Source organism: Faecalibacterium sp. OF03-6AC, assembly GCF_003478175.1.
GTDB lineage: Bacteria > Bacillota > Clostridia > Oscillospirales > Ruminococcaceae > Faecalibacterium > Faecalibacterium taiwanense.
This window is the reverse complement of the sequence record NZ_QUEN01000003.1, coordinates 210,575-231,604: the sequence shown is the minus strand read 5'-3', so window position 1 is coordinate 231,604 and position 21,030 is coordinate 210,575. Positions and strand designations below refer to the sequence as shown.

Here is a 21,030-nt window from a genome sequence, read left to right as displayed (position 1 = left end):
CTTCAAAGGCAGATTTCAAAAAATGAGTATAGCAAAGCTGAACATCTGTGAAAAAGCAGGTGCTCAGCTTTTTGCATTTTCAGTTCCGAAAAATTCTACTCTTTTTGAGGGAAAAAGATGAGATTTTTGCTTTCCGCTTTTCATTGGCGCTATTTTGCAACAGCCCCTTTACAGGTTTGCTCAGTTCTTTTCGATATACACGCTGGTGGAGGGGAACGCAAAATCCACACCGTCGGCCTGCATGATGTCCATAATGTTCAGGTTCAGGTCGTTCTGCATCTGCAAAAATTCCGCGTAGGCGTTAGTCAGCAGGTAGGCGGAGACCAGAATGTTGATGCTGGAATCGCCAAAGTTTGCAAGCTGTACGATGTTGGTACCCTTGTTGGTGTAAGGGCTTGCGTCCAGCATGGTCTGCAAGTCTTTCATCAGCTGTTCCAGCTTTGGGCGGGTGGTGCCATAGGTGACACCCAGATTGAACTTGTAGGGCCGCATGGTGCGCAGGGCGGCGTTCTGCACGGTGGAAGAGCAGATCTTACTGTTCGTCACCACATTGATGGTTTTATCCAGCGAGCGGATGCGGGTGGAACGGAAGTTGATGTCGATCACTTCGCCTTCCACATCGCCCACAGTGATCCAGTCGCCCACCGAGAAGGGCTTGTCCAGCAGAATCACGATGCCGGAAAACAGGTTGCTGGCGCTTTCCTGTGCGGCCAGCGAGATGGTCAGACCAACCAGACCGGCACCGGCGACAATGCTGCCGATGGGAAAGCCCACTTCTTGTGCCAACGCTGCCACGCACAGCACGATCACCAGCACCTTGTAGGCGGTGTCCAGCAAAGAGCAGAGTGTTTTGTTGGAGCGGATCTCCGGGCTGCAGGAAGCCAGCAGCAGGGCGGCCAGATCCGATGCCGCATACAGGCCTTCGCAGACCAGCAGGGTCATGACAAGGCGGAAGCAGACCAACAGCAGTCTGGCAATGCCGGGAATGGCCCAGGGCAGGGAAGCTGCCGCCAGATATACGCCAACCGCAGTGCACATGCGCTGGATGGGTACCGCAAAGCTGCGCAGCAGGATGGGAGTGCCGTTAAAGTACCACTTGCGGGCCAGCAGTGCCGGAATGCCCCTTTTGCTCAGCCAGCGGCGTACCAGCCATGCGGCAAGCAGAATGAGCAGCGCGCACCCTGCGCGCGCAGCCAGTGCAAACCAGCCCTCCAGCAGTACAGAGCCAAACTCAAACGAAAGATCACGAATAGAAAAGATCATGATAACCTCCTGAATTTTATACGACCCATCTATGATACCATACCGCACCCACCCGGGCAAGAGCTTACAGAGAAGGGAGCTTGAAAGAATTACTTTGACATTTTTTGCACAAATTTTAAGATGCCCTCTTGACAAGCTGTGCCTGCCACGCTATACTTTGTGCCAGAAAGTTCGTTTCAGGGCGGGGTGAGATTCCCCACTGGCGGTAAAGTCCGCGACCACCCGCAAGGGTGCTGACCCGGTGCAACTCCGGGACCAACGGTATAGTCCGGATGCAAGAAACGGCAGGCAAATCGTTGTCTACGCGCCCTGTTGCAGTGTTTTTGTTGCAACAGGGCGCTTTTCTATTTGTCCTTCCCGTTCCAAAAAAACAAGATACGAAAAGAGCTTTCGGAACAATTTTTGTAAGGGGTGTCTTACCCCGGGAAGGATCATTACCATGAAAAAAAGCACGACTCACAATCTTACTGTTGCCGCCATGCTCAGCGCGGTGGCCTTTATCCTGATGTTCATTGAGTTTCCCATTCCGATGCTCATCCCGTCCTTCGTCAAGATGGACTTTTCTGACCTGCCGGCTCTGCTGGGTGCCTTTGCTCTCGGCCCGGTGTACGGTGTGGTCATCAGCTTTATGAAGAACCTGCTGCACATCGTTATCAAGGGCACTTCCACTGCATGCGTGGGCGAGCTGTGCAACTTCATGCTGGGTGCGGTTTTCTCCGCTGTGGCAGGCGCTGTCTATAAGCACCACAAGAGCCGCAAGACCGCCATCATCGGTGCTATTGCAGGCGCTGCAGCCATGGCTGTGTTCAGCGTACCGTCCAACTACTTCATCACCTATCCGGCCTATGTGCAGTTCTACCACATGCCGCTGGAAGCCATCCTCGGCATGTATCAGGCCATCCTGCCTTCTGCAGACAGCCTCATCAAGTGCCTTGTCATCTTCAATATGCCCTTCACGCTGGTCAAGGGCCTGCTGGATGCAGTGCTGTGCATGCTGATCTACAAGCCGCTGTCTCCCATCCTGCACGGCAGAAAGTAACTTGTTCTCCACTTTTTTCTTCTTCTCAAATCATATAACCACAGCAAAACTCCCCGGTCAGGTCCCGCAGTGCGGTTCCCGGCCGGGGAGCTGTTATTTAGAGGAAAATATATCCGCCCGCGGTCGATCAGGCCAATGCCCCTTTGTCCAGCCATCTGCCATGGGCCAGCCGCACAAGGAACAGCACACCGCGCATGGTCAGCTCAAAGCTCATGGCCATCCATACACCCACCAGCCCAAAATGCGGAGCCAGCAGGGAAGCCAGCGTGAGCCGGATGCCCCACATGCTGACAAGGTTCAGCACAAAGCATCCCGTGCTGTCTCCGGCACCCTGCATGGCACCGCTGGCAACGATGCTGGCACCGAACATCGGTTCGGCCAGTGCTTCAATGCGCAGCACCTGTGCGCCCAGCGCAATAACTGCCGCATCTGCGGTGAAAACACCCATCAGGTTTGGCGCAAAAATGTACATGCCAACGCCGGTCAGCGCCATAATGCCCATGCCCATGCCGGTGCACAGCCAGGCAAAGTTTTTTGCCATATCCCGACGGTTTGCGCCCACGGCCTGCCCCACCAGTGCAAGGGATGCATCCTGAATGCCATAGCCTGCCATGTAGCACAGGCTTTCGGCACTCACACCCAGACTGTTGGCAGCAATGGCGGTGGTGCCAAGGCCGGATACGATGCGGATGAGCAGCACCTGCGCCGAGGAAAGAACTGCACGCTCTGCGGCCAGCGGTGCGCCTACCTTCCACAGGTTCTGCAGGCAGGCTTTGGTAATGTGCCAGGAGCCGGGCTTGCGGATGCACAGCGGGCCGTCTCGCAGCAGCAGGATGGCAAGGGTCAGCACACCGCTGATAGTGGTAGCAAGGGCGGTGCCCAGTGCTGCGCCCGGTACCCCCCAGCCAAGGCCCCAGACGGTCATTGTGCGGCCAAACACCACCATCTCACGGGTGGGATTGATGAGGCAGAAGTTAAAGATCACATCCAGCACGCAGGTCAGCACGCTGATAAGGCCCGGTGTCAGGGCATCGCCGGAGGAACGCAGCATGGAGGAGTAGGTTCCCATGATCATCAAAAAGGGCAGGGAAGCCGACCAGATGGCAAAGTAGGCCGAAGCATCCGCCTGCAGGGAAGGGTCGGCACCCAGCCATCCGGGCAGAAAGCGGCTGATGCCAATGCCGAAGGCCGCAGCTGCAAGGCCCACCACAAGGTTGAAGATCATAGATTGGCGCAATACACCGCGTGCATCGTCCTGCCGGTCTGCACCCAGATACTGTGCCACCTGAATGGCAAAGGACATATATAGACCGGCCAGCATTCCATGCATGAGCCACGTGCTGGAACTGACGATGCCAATGGATGCCGTAGCAGATGCACCGATATGCCCCACCATGGCTGCGTCGATGTACTCCACCGCAGTTACCACGATCTGCTGCAGGATGGATGGGATGCTCAGTGTGAGCACCACCTGCATGGTGTGCCGCAGCGGCACCTGTTCGCCCCGGCGCATCTGCGCCGAAAGCTGCTCAAGAGAGATGGACATGAGTTCTCCTTTTATAGAAACAATAACTTTTTTGACAGACTGATATACTATTATAAGTGCGGTGCTGCAGAAAGTCAATCAAACGTGGATTTTTCTCCGGGAATGATTGATTTTTTATGGATAGCGTGATACACTTCTCTCACAAACATAAAAGAAAGAGGAACTTTGAATATGATCGAATCACTGCTTTCGGTCGTAGGACAGCGCGGTGTCGATGCTCTGGCATTCCTGCTGGCGTTTGCCCTCACGGCTTTGATGGACTCCGTTTTTCACGATAAGCTTCCGCACGACCATGGCCGCGAGTTTGCGGTGAACGGTGCGCTTTCCAAGGGTAAGGCCCGTGGTTCCGGCCTGATCTTCGTGCTGTGCATCGCACTGGTATCGCTGGCATTCCTGCCGTTCAAGGTGGAATACGTCATCTACACCATTCTGCTTATTACATCCATGCTGTCCGGCTACTTTGACGATGCTGCTGAAACTGCATGGAACGAGTATAAAAAGGGCATCATTGATTTTGCCATTGCCATCGTTGCAGGTGTGACCTACCTCAACTTCAACGGCTGCGGTGTGAATTTCCTGCAGTGGAGTTTCACTCTGCCGTATGCTGTGTATCTGCTGCTGATCGTTATTCTGATCTGGACCAGCATCAATGTGGTCAACTGCACCGACGGCGTGGACGGCCTTTCGGCAAGTGTTGCAGTGGTGACCATCGGCACCTACCTGCTGGCCTATAAAACAGAACTGGCTGAGTACGGCACCGCAGGCGTTGTGTTCATGGGTGCGCTGCTGGCCTATCTGTGGTCCAACGCAAAGCCGTCCAGCCTGCTGATGGGCGATGCCGGCAGCCGCGCAATGGGCTTCTTTATCGCAATGCTGTCCCTCAAATGCGGCCATCCGTTTGCCTTCCTGCTGGCAGCCATCGTGTTCATCGTGGATGGCAGTCTGGGCATCCTGAAGATCAGCCTGAAGCGCTTTTTGCACATTTCCATCCTCAAGAACACCCGCACCCCTCTGCACGACCACGCCCGCAAGAATAAGGGCTGGAGCGACGAGCAGGTGGTGGCCCGCTGGCTGATCATGCAGTGTGTGGCTTCGGCTTTGCTGCTGCTCATTGTCCGCGGCTAAAATATAGCAATCAAAAAAGACGCTTGGTCTTGTCTGAATATGTTTTCCCGGCAGGGAAGCATACAGCAGTGTATCAAGCGTCTTTTATTTTATAGTTCGATGATTCGTTACAGCCCGGCCTTTTTGGCTGCAGCCTGCACGACATGGCCCACCAGAACCGAGGTGGTCACAGTGCCCACACCGCCGGGTACCGGCGTGATGGCATCCACTACCGGCTCTGCTTCGCTGAACTTTACGTCACCGCACAGCTTGCCCTCTTCGTTCACATGGATGCCCACATCCACCACGGTCTGGCCCTCCCGCAGGCAGTCGGCACCCACGGCACCCATCTTGCCCATGGCCACTACTACCACATCTGCTTCCTTGCAGATGGCGGGCAGGTTCTGCGTGCGGGAATTGCAGATGGTCACGGTGGCGTTCTCGCGGTCCAGCATCATGGCTGCGGGCTTGCCTACCACAAGGCTGCGGCCCACTACGACAGCGCGCCTGCCGGAAAGCGGAATGTTGTAATACTTCAGGATCTCAAGGCAGGCCTGCGCGGTGCAGGGAGCGTAGCCGAGATCGGTATTAGTGAACACACCGGCCAGAGAATCGTCCGTGATGCCGTCAATGTCCTTTTCCGGAGCCAGCGCCGCACGCACAGTGCGGTCATTGAACTGCTTGGGCAGCGGACGGAACAGCAGGCATCCGTGGATGGTATCCTCTGCGTTCACCTCGGCGATCGCCTTCAACAGATCGTCCTGCGAAGCATCGGCGGGCAGAAGAAACTGCTTTACCTCCACGCCCACCTTGCCGCAGCGGGCGATCACGCCGCGCTCGTAGGAGAGGTCGTCCTCCCGCTCACCCACACGCACCACGGCCAGCGTGGGAGTGATGCCTTTTGCCTTGAGCTGCTCACACAGCGCCGCATTGCGTTCGTTCATAGCGGCTACAACGGGTGCGCCCTTCAAAATCGTTGCCATAATACTTTCCCTCACTTATTTCGCAATTTGTTCATCACGGATGCAAAAACAGCGTCTGCCCGCAACACAAATTCATCCAGCAGTTTGTCTGTTTTTGCGTCCAACGCAGCAGCGCGCTCACGGTCTGCCATCAGCTTTGTGTTGATGAACACATTCAGGCTTGCGGCCTGCAAGGCTGCCTTGCACAGGGCGGCTGCACAGCCTGCGTCCGAGACGGCCATCACGCTGCCCTTGGCGGCGTATTCTTCCACCAGAGCAATGCCCTCGGCGCACTTTTCCATGATCTCAAGTGGCACGGCACAGGCGGCATCCAGCGCCTTTTCCAGCACGGCGGCTTTGTGTGCAGCCTGCTCTGGTGTGTCCTTGGGCAGGCCGTAGGCCGCAGCCAGCGGCGCAAAGGCATCGGCATCGGCCTGCACCAGCGCTTCCAGCTCTTTGCGCAGGGCATCGGCTTTTGTGTTCAGGGCCTGAATGTCTGCTTCCACGGCGGCATATTTCTTTTTGCCGGTGGTCAGGTTGCCCACCATATTGCCCAGCGCTACACCGGCAGCACCCACCAGCGCTGCCGTTCCGCCGCCGCCCGGCGTGGGGACTTTGCTGGCCAGCTCTGCGAGAAATTTCTCACAGCTCAGCTTAGTCATTTCCATTTGTAAATACCCCTCTCTGTTACATAGGCATCCAGCCGCTGGTCGTGCTCGTCTACGGCAGCATGTTCCACCCGCTGTGCCTCAAATGCAATGCCGATCTTCACCGCGTTTTTGCAGCGGGGAAGATACCGGTCGTAATAACCCTTGCCCATGCCGACCCGGAAGCAGTCTGCATCAAAAGCCGTGCAGGGTACAAGGACCAGATCCAGCGCTTCCGGCAGCAGAATCTCCGACCGGCTCAGGATGGGGGTGCGGATGCCGTACTGCCCCATCTCCCAGCCGTCCGGGCCGGGCACAGCGGCTGTAAGGGAATACGCCTCGCCGCACACCGGATAGGCCAGTGTTTTGCCCTGAGCTGCTGCTTCGGCGGCAAAGGCAGCAAGGTCGGCTTCAAAGCCAAACGCTGCGTACAGCAGGATGGTCTGCGCATTCTGCACGGCAGCCAGCTGCCAGAGGGATGCGCACAAAGCGGCATTTGCAGCCTTGCGTTCTTCCGGGCCGAGAGCCTTGCGTGCGGCACGGCCCGCTTTGCGCTGGGTCTGCTTTGCTTCGCTGACCGTCACCAGAGAACACCTCGCTTCATCTGAAGATTGACTGACTTGAAAAATATACAAAAACGACACTGCATTTTTATACAAGTATAATAAACACTTCAGACGAAAAAAGCAAGCCTTTTGGCAAAATGGAAGTTGAAGATTCTACAGCTTTCTGCTATGATAAAAGAAAGCAATTCGGTTCGTGCGCGGAGCAGGGTGGCTTGAAGAGATCCAGAGATCCGGGGCTTTTTCCGGAAATTGAGAGGGGTAGAATATTATGTACAATGAAATGATGGACACCATCGGTCTGGTCAATACCGTTGATCCGGAGTTGGCCGCAGCCATGGATCGCGAGCTGAACCGTCAGCGCCAGAACATTGAACTGATCGCCAGTGAGAACATCGTCTCTCCCGCCGTCATGGCCGCAATGGGCAGCATCCTGACCAACAAGTACGCCGAGGGCCTGCCCGGCAAGCGCTACTATGGCGGCTGTGTCTATGTGGACGAGGTGGAGAACATTGCCATCGAGCGTGCCTGCAAGCTGTTCGGCGCAAAATATGCCAATGTTCAGCCCCACTCCGGTGCACAGGCCAATCTGGCAGTTTATTTTGCTCTGCTGGATCTGGGCGATACTGTCATGGGCATGGACCTGTCTCAGGGCGGCCATCTGACCCACGGTTCTCCGGTAAACATGTCCGGCAAGAACTATAACTTTGTCTCTTACGGTGTCAATGCCGACGGCGTGATCGACTATGCTGAGCTGGAAAAGCAGGTTAAAAAGGTGCGCCCCAAGCTGATCGTGGCCGGTGCGTCTGCATATCCCCGTGCCATCGATTTTGAGAAGATCGCTGAGATCGCCCACGGCTATGGTGCATATCTGATGGTGGATATGGCCCACATTGCCGGTCTGGTGGCAGGCGGCTATCACCAGAGCCCTGTGCCGTATGCTGATGTTGTTACCACCACCACCCACAAGACCCTGCGCGGCCCCCGCGGCGGTCTGATCCTGACCAACAATCCCATTCTTGCAAAGCGCATCAATTCTGCCGTGTTCCCCGGCACCCAGGGCGGCCCGCTGGAGCATGTGATCGCCGCAAAAGCTGTCTGTTTTGGTGAAGCACTGAAGCCGGAGTTCAAGGAATATGCCCGCAAGATCGTGGAGAATGCACAGGCTCTGGCAGCAGAGTTGCAGGCACGCGGTGTCAAGCTGGTGTCCGGCGGTACGGATAACCACCTCATGCTGATCGACCTGCGTGACGAGGAGTGCACCGGCAAGGAGCTGGAAGCACGTCTGGACAGCGTGCACATCACCGCCAATAAGAACACTGTCCCCGGCGAGACCCGCAGCCCGTTCGTGACTTCTGGCGTGCGTCTGGGCACCCCGGCTGTTACCACCCGCGGCATGGGCGTGGCCGAGATGAAGGTGATCGCCGACTGCATCGCCGATTGCATCTGGCACTACGACGAGAAGAAGGACGAGATCAGTGACCGTGTGCTGAAGCTGACCCGGGATTTCCCTCTGTATCAGTAAATATCGCATTGTTTGAAAGAGGAAGCGCCTTCGGGTGCTTCCTCTTCCTTTTTTGCTGGGTTTGTGTTACCATAAACGCAAAGACAAAAGGAGAAATGACCATGAAGCGTACAGGGCTGTTACATCTATATTACGGCGACGGAAAGGGCAAGACCACCGCTGCCATGGGCCTTGCTTTGCGGGCCATGGGCAGCGGAAAGCGGGTGGTGATCCTGCAGTTCCTCAAAGGCGGCAAAAGCGGCGAGGTGCCGCTGCTGGAACAGCTGGGTGCAAAGGTGTACCGCGGCAAGGCGGGGCAGAAATTCGTGTTCCAGATGAACGAAGCGGAAAAGGAAGCCACCCGCCAGCTGCAGAATGCGAACCTCACAGCTGCCATGGCCGACCCTGCCGACCTGCTGATTTTGGACGAAGCAGGCAGCGCATGGGAACTGGATATGGTGGATAAAGCCCTGTTGCAAAAGGCTGTGCTGGAACGCCCGGCAGAGCAGGAATGCGTGCTTACTGCCCATGCTGCGCCGCAGTGGATGCTGGATGCCGCCGACTATGCCACGGAGATGAAGTGCCACCGCCACCCTTACCAGAGGGGAATTTCCGCCCGGCAGGGCATTGAATACTGACCACGGCAGCAGGATACCGGGTGCATGAGTGAAAAGCGCAAAAACCGGGATGGGGTATTTTTCATCTTGCATTTAGCCCACTGGTGTGATATGATGAAGACAAGAAATCATGCGTGCATTTTCTGAGCAGACCCACCACAGAACAGGGAACCGCTCCGCACCGCTGCCGGGCAGTTCCCGACGGCGTTTTGTTTGAAACTACGGTTAGCGCTTCCTAACAGATTCTGCGTCAACGGGCCGATGCGCGCAGAAGATCTGGAGGAGAATAAAATGATTGAAACGATCGTAAAAGTAGAGGGTATGATGTGCGGCATGTGCGAGAGCCATGTCAACGAAGCCGTGCGCAAGGCCTTCCCGGAGGTAAAAAGGGTGTCGTCCTCGCAGGCAAAAGCCCAGACGGTGATCCACTCGGAACAGCCGCTGGACGAGCAGAAGCTGCGGGATGCCATCAATGCAACCGGCTATGAGGTCAAGGGCGTACGCAGTGCACCTTACGAGAAAAAAGGCTTTTTCTCGTTTTTGAAAAAGTAAGCAAACCTTAACACACATAAGGGAGGCGTATCTGGATGAGGATTCTGGTTTACGGTGCGGGCGTTTTGGGCTGCGAGCTGGCCCATGTGCTGATGCAGAACAAAAAGAACGTTGTCACGCTGCTTGCACGTGGAGAGTGGAAGGAAATGATCGACCAGAAGGGTTTGGTCATCCGCCACTGGGTGCAGCGCAAGACCACAACGGAACGGATCAAAACCGTGGACACTCTTGCCCCGGATGATTATTATGATCTCGTCTTTGTGGTCGTGCAGGCGGGCCAGCTGCCGGATGTGCTTCCTGTGCTCAAGGCCAACAAGAGCCAGTATTTTGTGTTTGTGGGCAACAACCCGCAGGCAAAGCAGGTGCTGGAATTCATGCAGCGCCCGGCGGATAAGATCGCATTCGGCTTTCAGGGCACGGCAGGCCGCCGTGAACACGACCATGTGGTCAGTGTGTACGCCAGTGCTGGCATGACGGTGGGCGGTGCCACAACTCCGCTTTCTGGCACCTTCCGAACCCGGCTCAAGACCGCCTTTGACGGTGCAAAATACAAGCTGACCTTCTATGGCGATATGGATGAATGGCTCAAGTGCCACATTGCATTCGTTCTGCCGGCGTGCTATGTGTGCTATGCCTGCAACGGCGATCTGCACCGGGCCACCAAGCAGCAGCGCGGCGCCATTCTGGATGCCGCCTATGAAGCCTGCCTGATGCTCAAGGATGCGGGCATCCCGGTGAACGATGCCAACAACACCGATAATTTCCAGCCCGGCACATCGGCCCGCCGTAAGATGGAAGCGATGGTGTTTACCATGACAAAAACACCGCTGGGCAGATTGTGCGTTTCGGATCACGCCATGCACGCAGTGTCCGAAATGAAGTATCTGGACGAAGCGTTCGATGCTCTGCGCAGGCAGACCGGCACGGCAATGCCCATGTGGGAAAAGCTGCGCAATGAAATGCCCTCGTGGGATAGCCTGCAGCAGAACCGGAAAGCAGCAAAATAAAACAAAAAAGAAGCAAAGGCACTGCCGCTCCTGTTTTGGGTGCGGCAGTGCCTTTTTGTTTGGGTCTCATTTATTCCAGAAGTCCTGCAGGGCAGCGGCCAGTTCTTCGCAGCTGCGCAGATAGCGGATATGCCGCCAGTGAGGAGGGAACAGCCGGATGTATTCCTGCTGGGCAAACCGGTCGTCCAGCAAAAGCACCGCACCTCTGTCTTCCGGCGTGCGGATCACGCGCCCTGCGGCCTGCAGTACCTTGTTCATGCCGGGATAGCGGTAGGCATAATCAAATCCAAAGCCGTTCTGTGCGTCATAATAACGGCGCAGCATTTCCTGCTGCGGATTTACCTGCGGCAGGCCCACACCCACAATGGCGCACCCGATCAGGCGGCTGCCTGCAAGATCAACTCCCTCACCAAAGATGCCGCCCATCACGCCAAAACCCAGAAGCGTTTCGGTCGGGTCCGGCACAAACTGAGCCAGAAATTCAGCCCGAGCGGCATCATCCAGACGGCTTTCCTGCACAAGGGTGCGAATGCCCGGGTAACGTGCTGCAAAATCTTCGTGTACCTGCCGCAGATATGCGTAGCTTGGGAAAAAGGCAAAGTAGTTTCCCGTTCTGGCCTGCACCAGCCGGGCCAGTGCATCCGAAACTGCCTGCACGCTGGCTTCGCGGTCGCGGTAGCGGGTAGAAATATTCGGCAGGCAATACAGCCCCAGATTTTCAGCCGGGAAGGGATTGTCCAGTGCGACGGCACGTGCATCGCTGCAGCCCAGAACACTGCGGTAGAACGAGGGCGGAGCCAGTGTTGCACTGAACAGCGCTGCGCTGCGCCCTGCGGCAAGGCTGGCATCCACAAAAGGTGCCGGGTCCAGACACAGCAGCTGCAATTCAAGCTCTCTGCCGCGCGCGGTAAGCTGAGTGACAAAGTGGCTGTCGTATCGTTCGGCGGCACGGGTGATGTCCTGTACAGCAAAATAAAGCTCCAGCAACTGTGCATGTACTTCGGCATCCGGGTTCGCTTCCAGCCAGTCCTGCAAAGGTGCCTGTACGGCCCGCAGCGAACTGAGCAGGGCAGAGGGCGGCTCCTGCAAAAACACAGTACTGTCCTGTACATACAGCGGTTCGGGCAGTTCCAGTGCGGGGGCAGTGTTTTCAGGCAAAAGACTGGTCTGTGCCGGGTCTGCGGCATCGGTCTGGCTGCTGTGCCGGGGTGCAAGCTGTATGCAGGCTTTCCGGGCTTCCAGCAGGGCTTTGTCTGCTTTGGTCAGAGCGGTCTTTAAAGCACTTTTGCCCTTGCCCAATGCGCGTTTTGCCTCGGTCAGGCTGCTTTTACAAAAGCGTGCAGAATACATTGCTCTGGCTCTGTCGGGCAGATTATGTGCTTCATCGACCAAAAACAACCAGTCGCCGGAAGAATCAAAGAACCGCTTCAGGTGCACCACCGGATCGAACAGGTAATTGTAATCCCCAATGACCACATCGCACCACTCGCTCAGGTCTAGCCCCAGTTCAAAGGGACACACCGAAAAACGCTTTGCCGCCCCGGCCAGCGCTGCGCGGTCAAAGCTGCCGGTACCGTCCAGCAGAGCTGTCAGCGCATCCTTGATGCGGTCGTAGTAGCCGTTGGCGTAGGGACAAAGCTCCGGCAGGCAGGCGGGATGTCCCTCTGCGTCCGGATGCAGGCAGACCTTTTCCTTGGCGGTCAGCGTCACACTGCGCAGGGCAAGCTCTGGCTGTGCCGTATGCAGCCGGGTCAAGGCATCCTCGGCGGCAGTCTGGGTCGTGTTGCGGGCCGTGAGATAGAACAGCTTTTCTCCGTTGCCTTCGCCCATGGCTTTCAGCGCGGGGAAAAGCGCGCTCATGGTCTTGCCAATGCCGGTAGGAGCCTGACAGAACAGCCGCGTACCGCCCTTGCAGTCGGCGGTCTTGCCAGCGCGGCAGGCGCGGTAGATCTCGCCCGCCATAGCCCGCTGTCCGGGCCGGTACTGCGCAAACGGGAACTGCAGTGCCGCAAGGCTCTGAGTACGCTTTACATCCCACTCTATCCGGCGCTGCGCCCACGGAGCATACTGGCACAATAATTTGTCAAGAAATTCATCCAGCTCCTGCTGCGTAAAGCGGCGGATAAAGCGGATGATCTGATCGGTGTCTATCTGATAATAAGTCAGCCGGACGTTCAGTTCCGGCAGGCTTTGCTGTGTGGCATAAATGGCACCGTACACCATGCCCTGTGCCCAGTGGCAGGGGTTCATATCCTCAGTAATCTCTTCCGGCGGCACAGCGGTGGTCTTGATCTCGTCAATGACTACCGTGCCAGTCTCATCGGTAAAAATGCCGTCAGCCCGGCCCTCAAGGGTAAAAGTGATGTCCTCTGCCTGCCGCTCTACGGAGAGAAATACCTCAGCCTGATAGCCGTCTCCGGCAGCTTTTTGCAATTTGCGGTGGATGTGGGCACCTTCCAGTGCACGGTCAAACCCTGTAAACCGGCTGTCAATGCTGCCGGTCCGCAGCAGAAATTCCACCAGCTGCCGGATGGGCAGATGAACCGTTGCCAAAGCATTTCACCTCCGCTTTTGGGATACACTGACGAACCGGTAATTTCTCTTCAGACACGATTCGGGCCATTCCATCGCCCGCCCGATTGCCTCACGGCAACAGGGTCCCACCCCAGCGGACGGTCTTCAGAGAAACTCCCGGTTCGTCGAAGTAAACTGATTATTTCAGGCCGAACATCTCCATGCATTCTGCTGCCGCTTCATCCACTTTGCCAAAATCCACCGCTGCACGGTAATAGGTCTCCAACTCATCGTGGCAGCTCTTGGCCTGTGCCATCAGGGCACTGGCCTGTTCCAGCAGTTCGGCGGCAGCACGCTCGTTAAAGCGCAGCCGTGCCCGGTACGCTGCCAGATTTTCCCTGTCAAGGAAGCGGGTGCACCGCACAGCCTGCACACTGGGCAGATGCACCGGATGCCAGCGATTATCCGTCAGGAAGGCAAGCTTCAACTCCGGGATCAGGATATGGTCGATCTTATCCTCCGGGTGCATGGCGCATGGACAGGTAATAATGTGGTAGCCCCGCGTCAGGGCTTCGGCGCGGATCAGCTCCAGCAGCAGGCGGGACACCGCGCCGTAGTCATCCCGGAACACGATAAACTTATCCGCCAATGCCTGTGCAGTGCCCTGATAAAACACTTCACCCTTGGGGGTGACGGCGGAAAGCAGGCGCAGCTCTTCGCTGCCAATGCCTTCCGTGCGCGGCATCACCCGGGTGCACAGCCGTTTGACATAACGGCGCACCTTGTCAAAATTGGCGCTGCAGGCTTCGGCGCGGCGGCTGTCCAGCAAAAGGCTGCCTGCCGATGCAATATATCGTGCAGCGCGGCTGCGCAGCAGGGCGTTGCGGGCAAACAGCGCCTTGACCTCATCGGTGCACTGGTGCAGCTTTTCTGCATCGATGGTGTGGTACAAACTCACCACCACTTCGTCCGCACCGGGAGCATCCGGCTCCACCACATGGGGCGCAGTGGCATCCACGATGGCCCTGTGCTGCCCGGGCAGGATCACGCCGTCCAGACTGTCCGGGTCGCTGGCACAGTGGATGCGCTGCGTCAGTTCGCCGCGCTGTTCGGCAGCACGGGCAAGCCGCTTCATCAGGGTGGATTTGCCGCAGCCCGGCCCGCTTTTGATCAGGTACATCTGCATACCGGGTTCGTGGCGCAGCGGTTCAAAATAGCCCTTGAAACCGGCAGGCGTTGTGGCACCCAGAAAGAAATCAATGGAATCATGTCGTGCAGCTTCCATAATCGAACACCTCTCTTTTTGTTTTAGAGTATGCAAAAGGAAGGTGTTTGGTTCTTGCAGCGGGAATGATTCAGTCTTTATGATAGGTATGTTTGCACACCGTTTCAATGCTGTCCCGCAGGGCAGTAAAATCAGCAAAGGCTGCAGGCTTGTTCTGCGGGCTGCGCAGCAGAGCGGCAGGGTGGAAGGTACCCATGAACAGGATGCCGCCCTTTTCGTACAGCTGGCCATGCTCCTTGGTCACGGAGAAATCCTTTCGGATCATCCGCTGGGCGGCAATGCGGCCAAGGCAGACCACGATCTTTGGCTTCAGCAGGCGGAACTGCTCCCGCAGCCAGGGCATACAGGCTTCGCTCTCAGCAGGCTGAGGGTCACGGTTCTGCGGCGGGCGGCACTTGACGATGTTTGCAATATAGCAGTTCTTCGTGCGGTCAAGGTCGATGGCAAACAGATATTTGTCCAGCAGCTGGCCGCTGCGCCCCACAAAGGGCAGACCCTGCTCATCCTCATTCTGGCCGGGGCCTTCGCCCACAAACAGAACTTCGGCATCTTCCACACCCTGACCGAACACCACATTGGTGCGGGTCTTGCACAGCTCGCAGCGGGTGCAGGCAAGACAGCTTGATCTTAATGTTTCCCAATCCATGGCGGCTTGATCTCCTCTTGAAACGGTATGATGCTTAATTCACAAATCGGAACAGCTTTTCTCCTAAAATAATAGTACAAAATCTAGGATGGTACGATGCATTGCATGAAATGACGAATCCACTCAATGCCTCTTTTAGTATACGACTTTTCGGCAACATCATCAATACAGTGGCCGACAATCTTTTTAATGACATGCTCATCCACACCGGCTTTCTTTGCCGTGGTGACGAACTGAACACGACCATCATGAGGACGATGCCGGGGGGACAAGGCCTAAAGCATTCACGACGAATGCGTTGCCCTTTCTGTGTGTGTTTTGGCTGGCGATTTAACGATACCACAGGACGATTCACTCGTCATGGATGTGGAGAAATCACGCGATAAAACGTTACTTTATCAATAGAATAAACAAAGAGTATCTCCACGTGTTGATTTTAAATCAATCAGCAGCGACGATTGAAAACGATTACACGTGCAGATTTCAAAGCACTTATACAAATTGTATCCGCTTTCTCTTTGCAGAGCGCGGCTGGATGTGTTATAATCAAAATAGTTTTCTGCGATGCATTTTCAGGCGGTAGTGCCGGACGGCAGCGCGGGAGAAACCGGATAGCGGGAGAGTGGAACTTTTGGAGTTGGAACAGGCAAAAAAGCGCGTGGAAGAATTGCGCGCTGTGATTGAGAAAAACAATCGGCTTTACTATGACCAGGATGCCCCGGAGCTTGAAGATTTTGAGTATGATGCTCTGACCCGGGAACTGAAAGAATTGGAAGCACAGTTTCCGCAGCTGGTCACGGCATCGTCGCCTACCCAGAAGGTAGGCGGCACGGCCAGCAGCAAGCTGCCCAAGGTGACCCATGCGGTAAAAATGGAAAGCCTGCTGGATGCATTTTCGTATGATGAACTGCGGGATTTTGACCGCCGCGTGCGGGAAGCCGGCATAGAGCCGGAGTATGTGGTGGAAATCAAAATCGATGGCCTTTCCTGCAGTCTGGAATACGAAAACGGTGAGCTGGTTCGTGCCTCTACCCGCGGCGATGGCGTGGTGGGCGAGGACGTGACCGCCAATGTCCGCGCCATTCGCAGCATTCCCAAAAAGTTGAAGGATGCACCGGAATTTCTGGAAGTGCGTGGTGAGGTGTATATGCCGCATGGCGCGTTCCAGAAGCTGTGTGCAGAGCAGGAGCTGCAGGGCGCAGCGCCCTTTAAAAATCCGCGCAATGCGGCTGCCGGTTCGCTGCGCCAGAAGGATGCAAAGATCACCGGAAGCCGGGGCCTTTCTATCTTTGTTTTCAATGTGCAGCAGATCCGCGGCAAAACGCTTACCAAACATGCCGAAAGCCTGGATTACCTCAAGAGCCTTGGCCTGCCGGTCTCGCCGCGCTACCATATCGTGCATGACATTGAGCAGGCCATTGCCGAGATCGAGCAGATCGGTCAGAACCGTGCCAAACTGGATTTTGATATGGATGGTGCAGTGATTAAGGTGAACGATTTTGCACAGCGCGATTTGATGGGTTCCACCAACAAATTCCCACGCTGGGCAATTGCGTTTAAGTATCCGCCAGAGGTAAAGGAGACAACGCTGCGCAGCATTGAGGTCGCAGTTGGCCGCACCGGTGTTCTTACCCCGACGGCCTGCTTTGACCCTGTCTTTCTGGCGGGTACTACCGTTGCCCGCGCGACCCTGCACAATGAGGATTTTATCCATCAGTTCGGCCTTTGTATCGGCGATACCATTCAGGTGCGCAAGGCGGGTGATATCATCCCGGAAGTGATCGGTGTTACCCATCACGCAGAGGATGCACAGCCCTATGAGATGCCCACGGTCTGCCCCTCCTGCGGTGCACCAGTCGTTCATCTGGAGGATGAAGCAGCTCTGCGCTGTGTTAACCCCGAGTGCCCGGCACAGGCACTGCGCAATATCATCCATTTTGCTTCCCGCGATGCAATGGATATCGAGGGCCTTGGCACAGCAGTTGCCACCCAACTGGTGGAGAAGGACATGGTGCACTCCGCAGCAGATATCTACACGCTGACACGGGAACAGCTGCTGACGCTGGATAAGTTCAAGGAAAAGAGCGCCGATAACCTGCTGAACGCCATCGAGGCTTCCAAGCAGAACAATCTGGATAAGCTCCTGTTCGGATTTGGCATCCGCAACATTGGCGATAAAGCTGCAGCCCTGCTGGCAGAGCATTTCGGTACGCTGCAGGCTGTCCGGGAAGCAAGTGCAGAGCAGATTAGCGAGATCGATGGGTTTGGCGGCGTAATGGCACAGAGCGTCGTGGAATTCTTTGCAAAAGAGGGAACGATCGACCTTGTCCATCGTCTGGCCGATGCCGGATTGAATATGCAGTGGAAGGGCGAACCGAAAGGTGATAAGCTGGCAGGGAAAACGCTGGTGGTCACCGGCACGCTGGAAACTCTTTCCCGCAATGAGGCGGAAGCACTGATCGTGAAAAACGGCGGTAAGGCCAGCGGTTCTGTTTCAAAGAAAACGGCCTATGTCGTGGCAGGCACGGCAGCAGGCTCCAAACTGACCAAGGCGCAGGCGCTTGGCATCCCGGTGCTGACCGAGGCAGAATTTCTGGCAATGATCAGCGACGAAAACATCTGATAAAACCGCTCCAATGGATATCCCCGCAGTTTTGTGCTACGGGGATATTTTTATGTCCGCAGGTTCTATCCGGCAGGGACAGGCATATACTCATAGCAGGCAATGAGCCTGAAAAAGGAGAGGACAGTGTGGATGAGTATTATCGGGCGATACGCCTGCTTCCCTCATGGCTGGCCGGGCCATTGGGACAGCTGCCAGCACAGACGGCAGCGCAGATCCATGAACTTCGGTTCCGGACAGGCTGTGGTGTTTTTGTTACACTGTCGGGTCGGCAGCTCCCGCTGCAGGACCTGCCGGAGTGCCCGCTGCAGCTGAGGGAGTGTGTATTGGATCAGCTTCAGATCGAAGAAATCTTTCACACCCTGTGCGGCGGCGCGGTACATGCACACCAGACGGAGCTTGCGCATGGATTTCTGACCATACCCTCCGGCTGCCGGGTGGGTGTGGCAGGACGCTATGTGGATCGCGACGGCCAGACGGTTCTGCAGCAGGTGCAGGGGCTGAATCTGCGCATTGCAAGGGCGGTTCCGGTACAGCTGCCGGACGAACTTCTGGTGCAACTGAAAAAACATTTTATTGGGATGCTTGTGGTCGGTGAGCCGGACAGCGGCAAGACGACGCTGCTGCGTCAGATCGCACGAGAACTGGCCGGGATGCAACGGCGAGCCTGCGTGGTGGACGAGCGCTGCGAGATCTTTCCGCCGGGTGATTCCGAGAAGATGCTGCCGCTGGATCTGCTGTCCGGCATCCCTAAGGAACGGGCTGTGCAGATGGCACTGCGCACGCTTTCGCCGCAGGTTATTTTGCTGGACGAGCTGGGCACGCTTGCCGAAACTGCAGCGCTGGAACAGGGTTTTTACAGCGGGGTGGACTTTGTTGCAAGCGTCCATGCCGCAAGCGTGGAAGAAGCCGCCCGGCGGCCGCAGGTGCAGGCGCTGCAGCGGCATGGAATGCTGCGTGTATTTGTACTGCTGCACGGCTGCACAGCGCCGGGAAAAGTCCGGCAGGTCTGCATGGTATGATGCAGCTTTTTCATTGGGCAGCGGCTGCACTGCTCCTGCTGTGCGGGTGGCTGACCGGTTCTGCATTTCAGGTCAGAACAGAGCAGCATATCCTGCAGCTGCAGCGCACCGTGGAGCTGCTGCAGCGCATCCGGCAGGAGATCGCTTACCGCAGGCTGGATCTGGAACAGCTGCAGCGGTGTCTCGTGCAGGAAAAGCTGCTGGAAAGCGATGCAGCGCCAAAACTGCAGGAAATTCCGGCACCGGAAAGATTTGATGATGCGGAACGCCTTTGCTTTGAGCAGTGCTTTGCCGGCCTTGGCCAAAGCGAAGCGGCACAGGAATGCGAACGACTGGATTATTACTCTGCCCGTTTTGAAGCATTCCTGCACCAGACGCAGCAGAAAGCAGCATCCAGGCAGGGCTTACCGTGCAGGCTTGGCCTTGCAGCCGGCGCGGTGGCAGCACTGATTCTTTTGTAGTGGCAGGAGGACGAAAACTTGGAGATCGACCTTGTGTTCAAAATTGCAGCGATCGGTATTATCGTGGCCGTCCTGAACCAGCTGCTGATCCGTTCCGGCCGGGAGGATCAGGCCATGATGACGACCCTTGCGGGTCTTGTGGTAGTGCTTTCCATCCTTGTCAGGCAGATCAGCGCACTGTTCGTTACCATCAAGTCGCTGTTTGCACTATGAGTACATCTTTTTCCATTCTGGGGGCAGTGGTCGTCTTTGCAGCGGCGCAGCTTCTGCTGCGGAAGGATGCACCGGCCTATGCGTTTCTGCTGTCCGTTTGCGCAGCATTGTTTGTGCTGCTGCAGCTTGGAGCGGCAGCGCAGGAGCTGCTTCGGAATATACTGGCTTTCAGCCGCCGGGTGAACGGGCCTGCATTTGCCTGCCTGCTGCGCTGTGCCGGAATTTTGCTGCTGACCGATTACGCGCGGACCCTGTGTGAAGAAGCTGGTGCGGATACTTTGGCATGGTGCGCCGGGTTTGCGGGCCGATGTTTGGTTCTGGCATCAGCATTTCCTCTACTGGAAGAGATTTGCCAGATGATCTGGGGGCTTGCCGCATGATAAAAAAATTCCTGCAAAAAGCGGCAGCGTTTGTATTGTGCACAGCATGCTTTCTGGCTTTTGCACCTGATGCCGCTGCGGCACAGCTGCAGGGCCTGCCCGGACAGGAGCTTTGGCAGCCTTATCTGGAAAAAGCTCCACAAAGCGCAGATTCCTTTGCCAAAGATCCGCTCAAAACTCTGCTCGCGCTCCTGCCGGGATCACCGGCAGAGATGATCCGGCAGATGGCACACTGCTATGCGGATGTTCTGCTGTTTTTACTGTTGCTGATCGTGCTTTCATTTCTGGTGGGAGGAGCAGCCGACAGCGCCTTGTTGGAGCTGGCTGCGGCTGTGGGCTGCGGCACCCTTTTGTGGGGAGATCTGATCAGCCTTGCACAGCTGATCTGTGAGCGGATGGAGGGGTGGAAAAACTACCTTCTGGGTTTTCTTCCGGTGTACAGCGGTGTGCTCGCTGCCGGTGGAGAGGTAAATGCCAGCACAGCGGCAAGCGGTCTGCTGCTGACCGGGCTGTGCTTTCTGGCACAGGGTACGGTGCTTGTGGTCAGTCCGCTGCTGCAGAGCTACCTTGCGGTAAGCATGGCGTGCTGCATCAGCACCCAGCAGGGGCTTTCGGAAACGTGCCGTGTCATGGGCGCTTTGCTGCGCAGGGGGCTTGTCTGGGCTGGGCGGATTTTTGCAGTGCTGTTAGGGCTGCAAAGAGCGGTAACGGTTCAGCTGGACCGTTCTGCACTGCGGCTGGGCCAGTTTCTTACCGGCGGCGTGCCGGTGATCGGGCAGGCTCTGAGCGATACGGCAGAAGTATTTCTTGCCGGGATGCAGCTGCTCAAAAGCAGTCTGGGTTTTGCGGCACTTGCCGTGATCGGGGCCGAATTTCTGCCGCTGTATCTGCAGCTTCTGCTCCATTTGCTATTCCTTGCAGGATGCAGGCTTCTGTGCGGCCTTGCGGAGAACCGGCGCTGTCAGGCGCTGTTTGATTGCATGGCCGAAGCGGTAAAATGCATGGCAGCAGTAACGGCACTGTTTTTTGAACTGCTGACGGTAGGCGTGGGGCTTCTGATGATGACGGGAGGCGGATAGGAA

Annotated in this window: 20 protein-coding genes and 1 riboswitch; of the genes, 12 read left to right on the top strand and 8 right to left on the bottom strand. The window is 56.5% G+C overall.

Translation table 11 applies throughout. The features are described from left to right. Positions 1-180: 180 nt before the first annotated feature. Complete coding sequence (locus DXA66_RS05145) at positions 181-1,263, bottom strand: mechanosensitive ion channel family protein (RefSeq protein ID WP_165853648.1); 1,083 nt, start codon at positions 1,261-1,263, stop codon at positions 181-183. A 168-nt stretch (positions 1,264-1,431) separates the two neighbouring features. Next, a riboswitch (FMN riboswitch) is annotated at positions 1,432-1,551 on the top strand. 151 nt (positions 1,552-1,702) lie between these two features. Between DXA66_RS05145 and DXA66_RS05140 the strand changes: the two genes are divergently transcribed. After that, on the top strand, positions 1,703-2,302 hold the full coding sequence (locus tag DXA66_RS05140; RefSeq protein WP_097777761.1) for an ECF transporter S component: 600 nt from the start codon (positions 1,703-1,705) through the stop codon (positions 2,300-2,302). A gap of 127 nt (positions 2,303-2,429) precedes the next feature. On the opposite strand, the gene DXA66_RS05135 is transcribed toward DXA66_RS05140, so the two are convergent. Further along, positions 2,430-3,848 carry an MATE family efflux transporter gene (locus DXA66_RS05135; RefSeq protein WP_118527284.1) on the bottom strand — a complete coding sequence of 473 codons (1,419 nt, stop codon included), beginning with the start codon at positions 3,846-3,848 and terminating at the stop codon, positions 2,430-2,432. A 171-nt stretch (positions 3,849-4,019) separates the two neighbouring features. Between DXA66_RS05135 and DXA66_RS05130 the strand changes: the two genes are divergently transcribed. Further along, on the top strand, positions 4,020-4,973 hold the full coding sequence (locus tag DXA66_RS05130; RefSeq protein ID WP_118527282.1) for a phospho-N-acetylmuramoyl-pentapeptide-transferase: 954 nt from the start codon (positions 4,020-4,022) through the stop codon (positions 4,971-4,973). A gap of 107 nt (positions 4,974-5,080) precedes the next feature. On the opposite strand, the gene DXA66_RS05125 is transcribed toward DXA66_RS05130, so the two are convergent. The 3 genes from DXA66_RS05125 to DXA66_RS05115 are packed head-to-tail and all read right to left on the bottom strand — an operon-like array spanning position 5,081 to position 7,145. Next, positions 5,081-5,935 carry a bifunctional 5,10-methylenetetrahydrofolate dehydrogenase/5,10-methenyltetrahydrofolate cyclohydrolase gene (locus DXA66_RS05125; RefSeq protein WP_118527280.1) on the bottom strand — a complete coding sequence of 285 codons (855 nt, stop codon included), beginning with the start codon at positions 5,933-5,935 and terminating at the stop codon, positions 5,081-5,083. 11 nt (positions 5,936-5,946) lie between these two features. Further along, positions 5,947-6,582, bottom strand: coding sequence for a cyclodeaminase/cyclohydrolase family protein (locus tag DXA66_RS05120; protein ID WP_118527278.1), 636 nt, complete (start codon positions 6,580-6,582; stop codon positions 5,947-5,949). Further along, the gene (locus tag DXA66_RS05115) at positions 6,573-7,145 is read right to left on the bottom strand and encodes a 5-formyltetrahydrofolate cyclo-ligase (RefSeq protein WP_097777765.1); all 573 of its coding nucleotides are present in this window, start codon (positions 7,143-7,145) and stop codon (positions 6,573-6,575) included. Before DXA66_RS05115 ends, DXA66_RS05120 begins: the two co-directional genes overlap by 10 nt. A 250-nt stretch (positions 7,146-7,395) precedes the next feature. On the opposite strand from DXA66_RS05115, the gene glyA reads away from it, so the two are divergent. From glyA to DXA66_RS05095, 4 genes are all read left to right on the top strand, one after another. Beyond that, the gene (gene glyA / locus DXA66_RS05110; RefSeq protein WP_005942005.1) at positions 7,396-8,649 is read left to right on the top strand and encodes a serine hydroxymethyltransferase; all 1,254 of its coding nucleotides are present in this window, start codon (positions 7,396-7,398) and stop codon (positions 8,647-8,649) included. 101 nt (positions 8,650-8,750) lie between these two features. Then, positions 8,751-9,266 (top strand): cob(I)yrinic acid a,c-diamide adenosyltransferase, encoded by a 516-nt coding sequence (locus DXA66_RS05105; RefSeq protein ID WP_097775481.1) that lies wholly within the window; start codon positions 8,751-8,753, stop codon positions 9,264-9,266. Between the two features lie 270 nt (positions 9,267-9,536). Further along, positions 9,537-9,797, top strand: coding sequence for a heavy-metal-associated domain-containing protein (locus tag DXA66_RS05100; protein ID WP_118527276.1), 261 nt, complete (start codon positions 9,537-9,539; stop codon positions 9,795-9,797). A gap of 35 nt (positions 9,798-9,832) precedes the next feature. Then, on the top strand, positions 9,833-10,804 hold the full coding sequence (locus DXA66_RS05095; RefSeq protein ID WP_097775482.1) for a ketopantoate reductase family protein: 972 nt from the start codon (positions 9,833-9,835) through the stop codon (positions 10,802-10,804). Between the two features lie 66 nt (positions 10,805-10,870). Here DXA66_RS05095 and DXA66_RS05090 read toward each other — a convergent pair whose 3' ends face one another. The 3 genes from DXA66_RS05090 to DXA66_RS05080 all read right to left on the bottom strand — a co-directional run bounded on the left by DXA66_RS05090 (position 10,871) and on the right by DXA66_RS05080 (position 15,249). After that, entirely contained in the window at positions 10,871-13,357 is a 2,487-nt protein-coding gene (locus DXA66_RS05090; RefSeq protein ID WP_118527274.1) for an ATP-dependent DNA helicase, read from the bottom strand. 160 nt (positions 13,358-13,517) lie between these two features. After that, positions 13,518-14,603, bottom strand: a complete 1,086-nt coding sequence (locus tag DXA66_RS05085; RefSeq protein WP_118527272.1) for a hypothetical protein — start codon at positions 14,601-14,603, stop codon at positions 13,518-13,520. A gap of 70 nt (positions 14,604-14,673) precedes the next feature. Next, positions 14,674-15,249 carry a uracil-DNA glycosylase family protein gene (locus tag DXA66_RS05080; RefSeq protein ID WP_118527270.1) on the bottom strand — a complete coding sequence of 192 codons (576 nt, stop codon included), beginning with the start codon at positions 15,247-15,249 and terminating at the stop codon, positions 14,674-14,676. Positions 15,250-15,871: 622 nt separating this feature from the next. Here DXA66_RS05080 and ligA point away from each other — a divergent pair. The 6 genes from ligA to DXA66_RS05050 all read left to right on the top strand — a co-directional run bounded on the left by ligA (position 15,872) and on the right by DXA66_RS05050 (position 21,027). Then, the gene (gene ligA, locus DXA66_RS05075) at positions 15,872-17,872 is read left to right on the top strand and encodes an NAD-dependent DNA ligase LigA (protein WP_118527268.1); all 2,001 of its coding nucleotides are present in this window, start codon (positions 15,872-15,874) and stop codon (positions 17,870-17,872) included. A 128-nt stretch (positions 17,873-18,000) separates the two neighbouring features. After that, on the top strand, positions 18,001-18,894 hold the full coding sequence (locus DXA66_RS05070; protein WP_118527266.1) for an ATPase, T2SS/T4P/T4SS family: 894 nt from the start codon (positions 18,001-18,003) through the stop codon (positions 18,892-18,894). Further along, the gene (locus tag DXA66_RS05065) at positions 18,891-19,355 is read left to right on the top strand and encodes a hypothetical protein (protein WP_118527264.1); all 465 of its coding nucleotides are present in this window, start codon (positions 18,891-18,893) and stop codon (positions 19,353-19,355) included. Before DXA66_RS05070 ends, DXA66_RS05065 begins: the two co-directional genes overlap by 4 nt. Before the next feature lie 18 nt (positions 19,356-19,373). Further along, positions 19,374-19,568 carry a stage III sporulation protein AC gene (gene spoIIIAC / locus DXA66_RS05060; RefSeq protein WP_118527262.1) on the top strand — a complete coding sequence of 65 codons (195 nt, stop codon included), beginning with the start codon at positions 19,374-19,376 and terminating at the stop codon, positions 19,566-19,568. Beyond that, positions 19,565-19,948 (top strand): stage III sporulation protein AD, encoded by a 384-nt coding sequence (locus tag DXA66_RS05055; RefSeq protein WP_118527260.1) that lies wholly within the window; start codon positions 19,565-19,567, stop codon positions 19,946-19,948. Before spoIIIAC ends, DXA66_RS05055 begins: the two co-directional genes overlap by 4 nt. Further along, positions 19,945-21,027: a stage III sporulation protein AE gene (locus DXA66_RS05050; RefSeq protein WP_118527258.1), complete on the top strand. Its 1,083-nt coding sequence runs from the start codon at positions 19,945-19,947 to the stop codon at positions 21,025-21,027. Before DXA66_RS05055 ends, DXA66_RS05050 begins: the two co-directional genes overlap by 4 nt. Positions 21,028-21,030 lie beyond the last annotated feature (3 nt).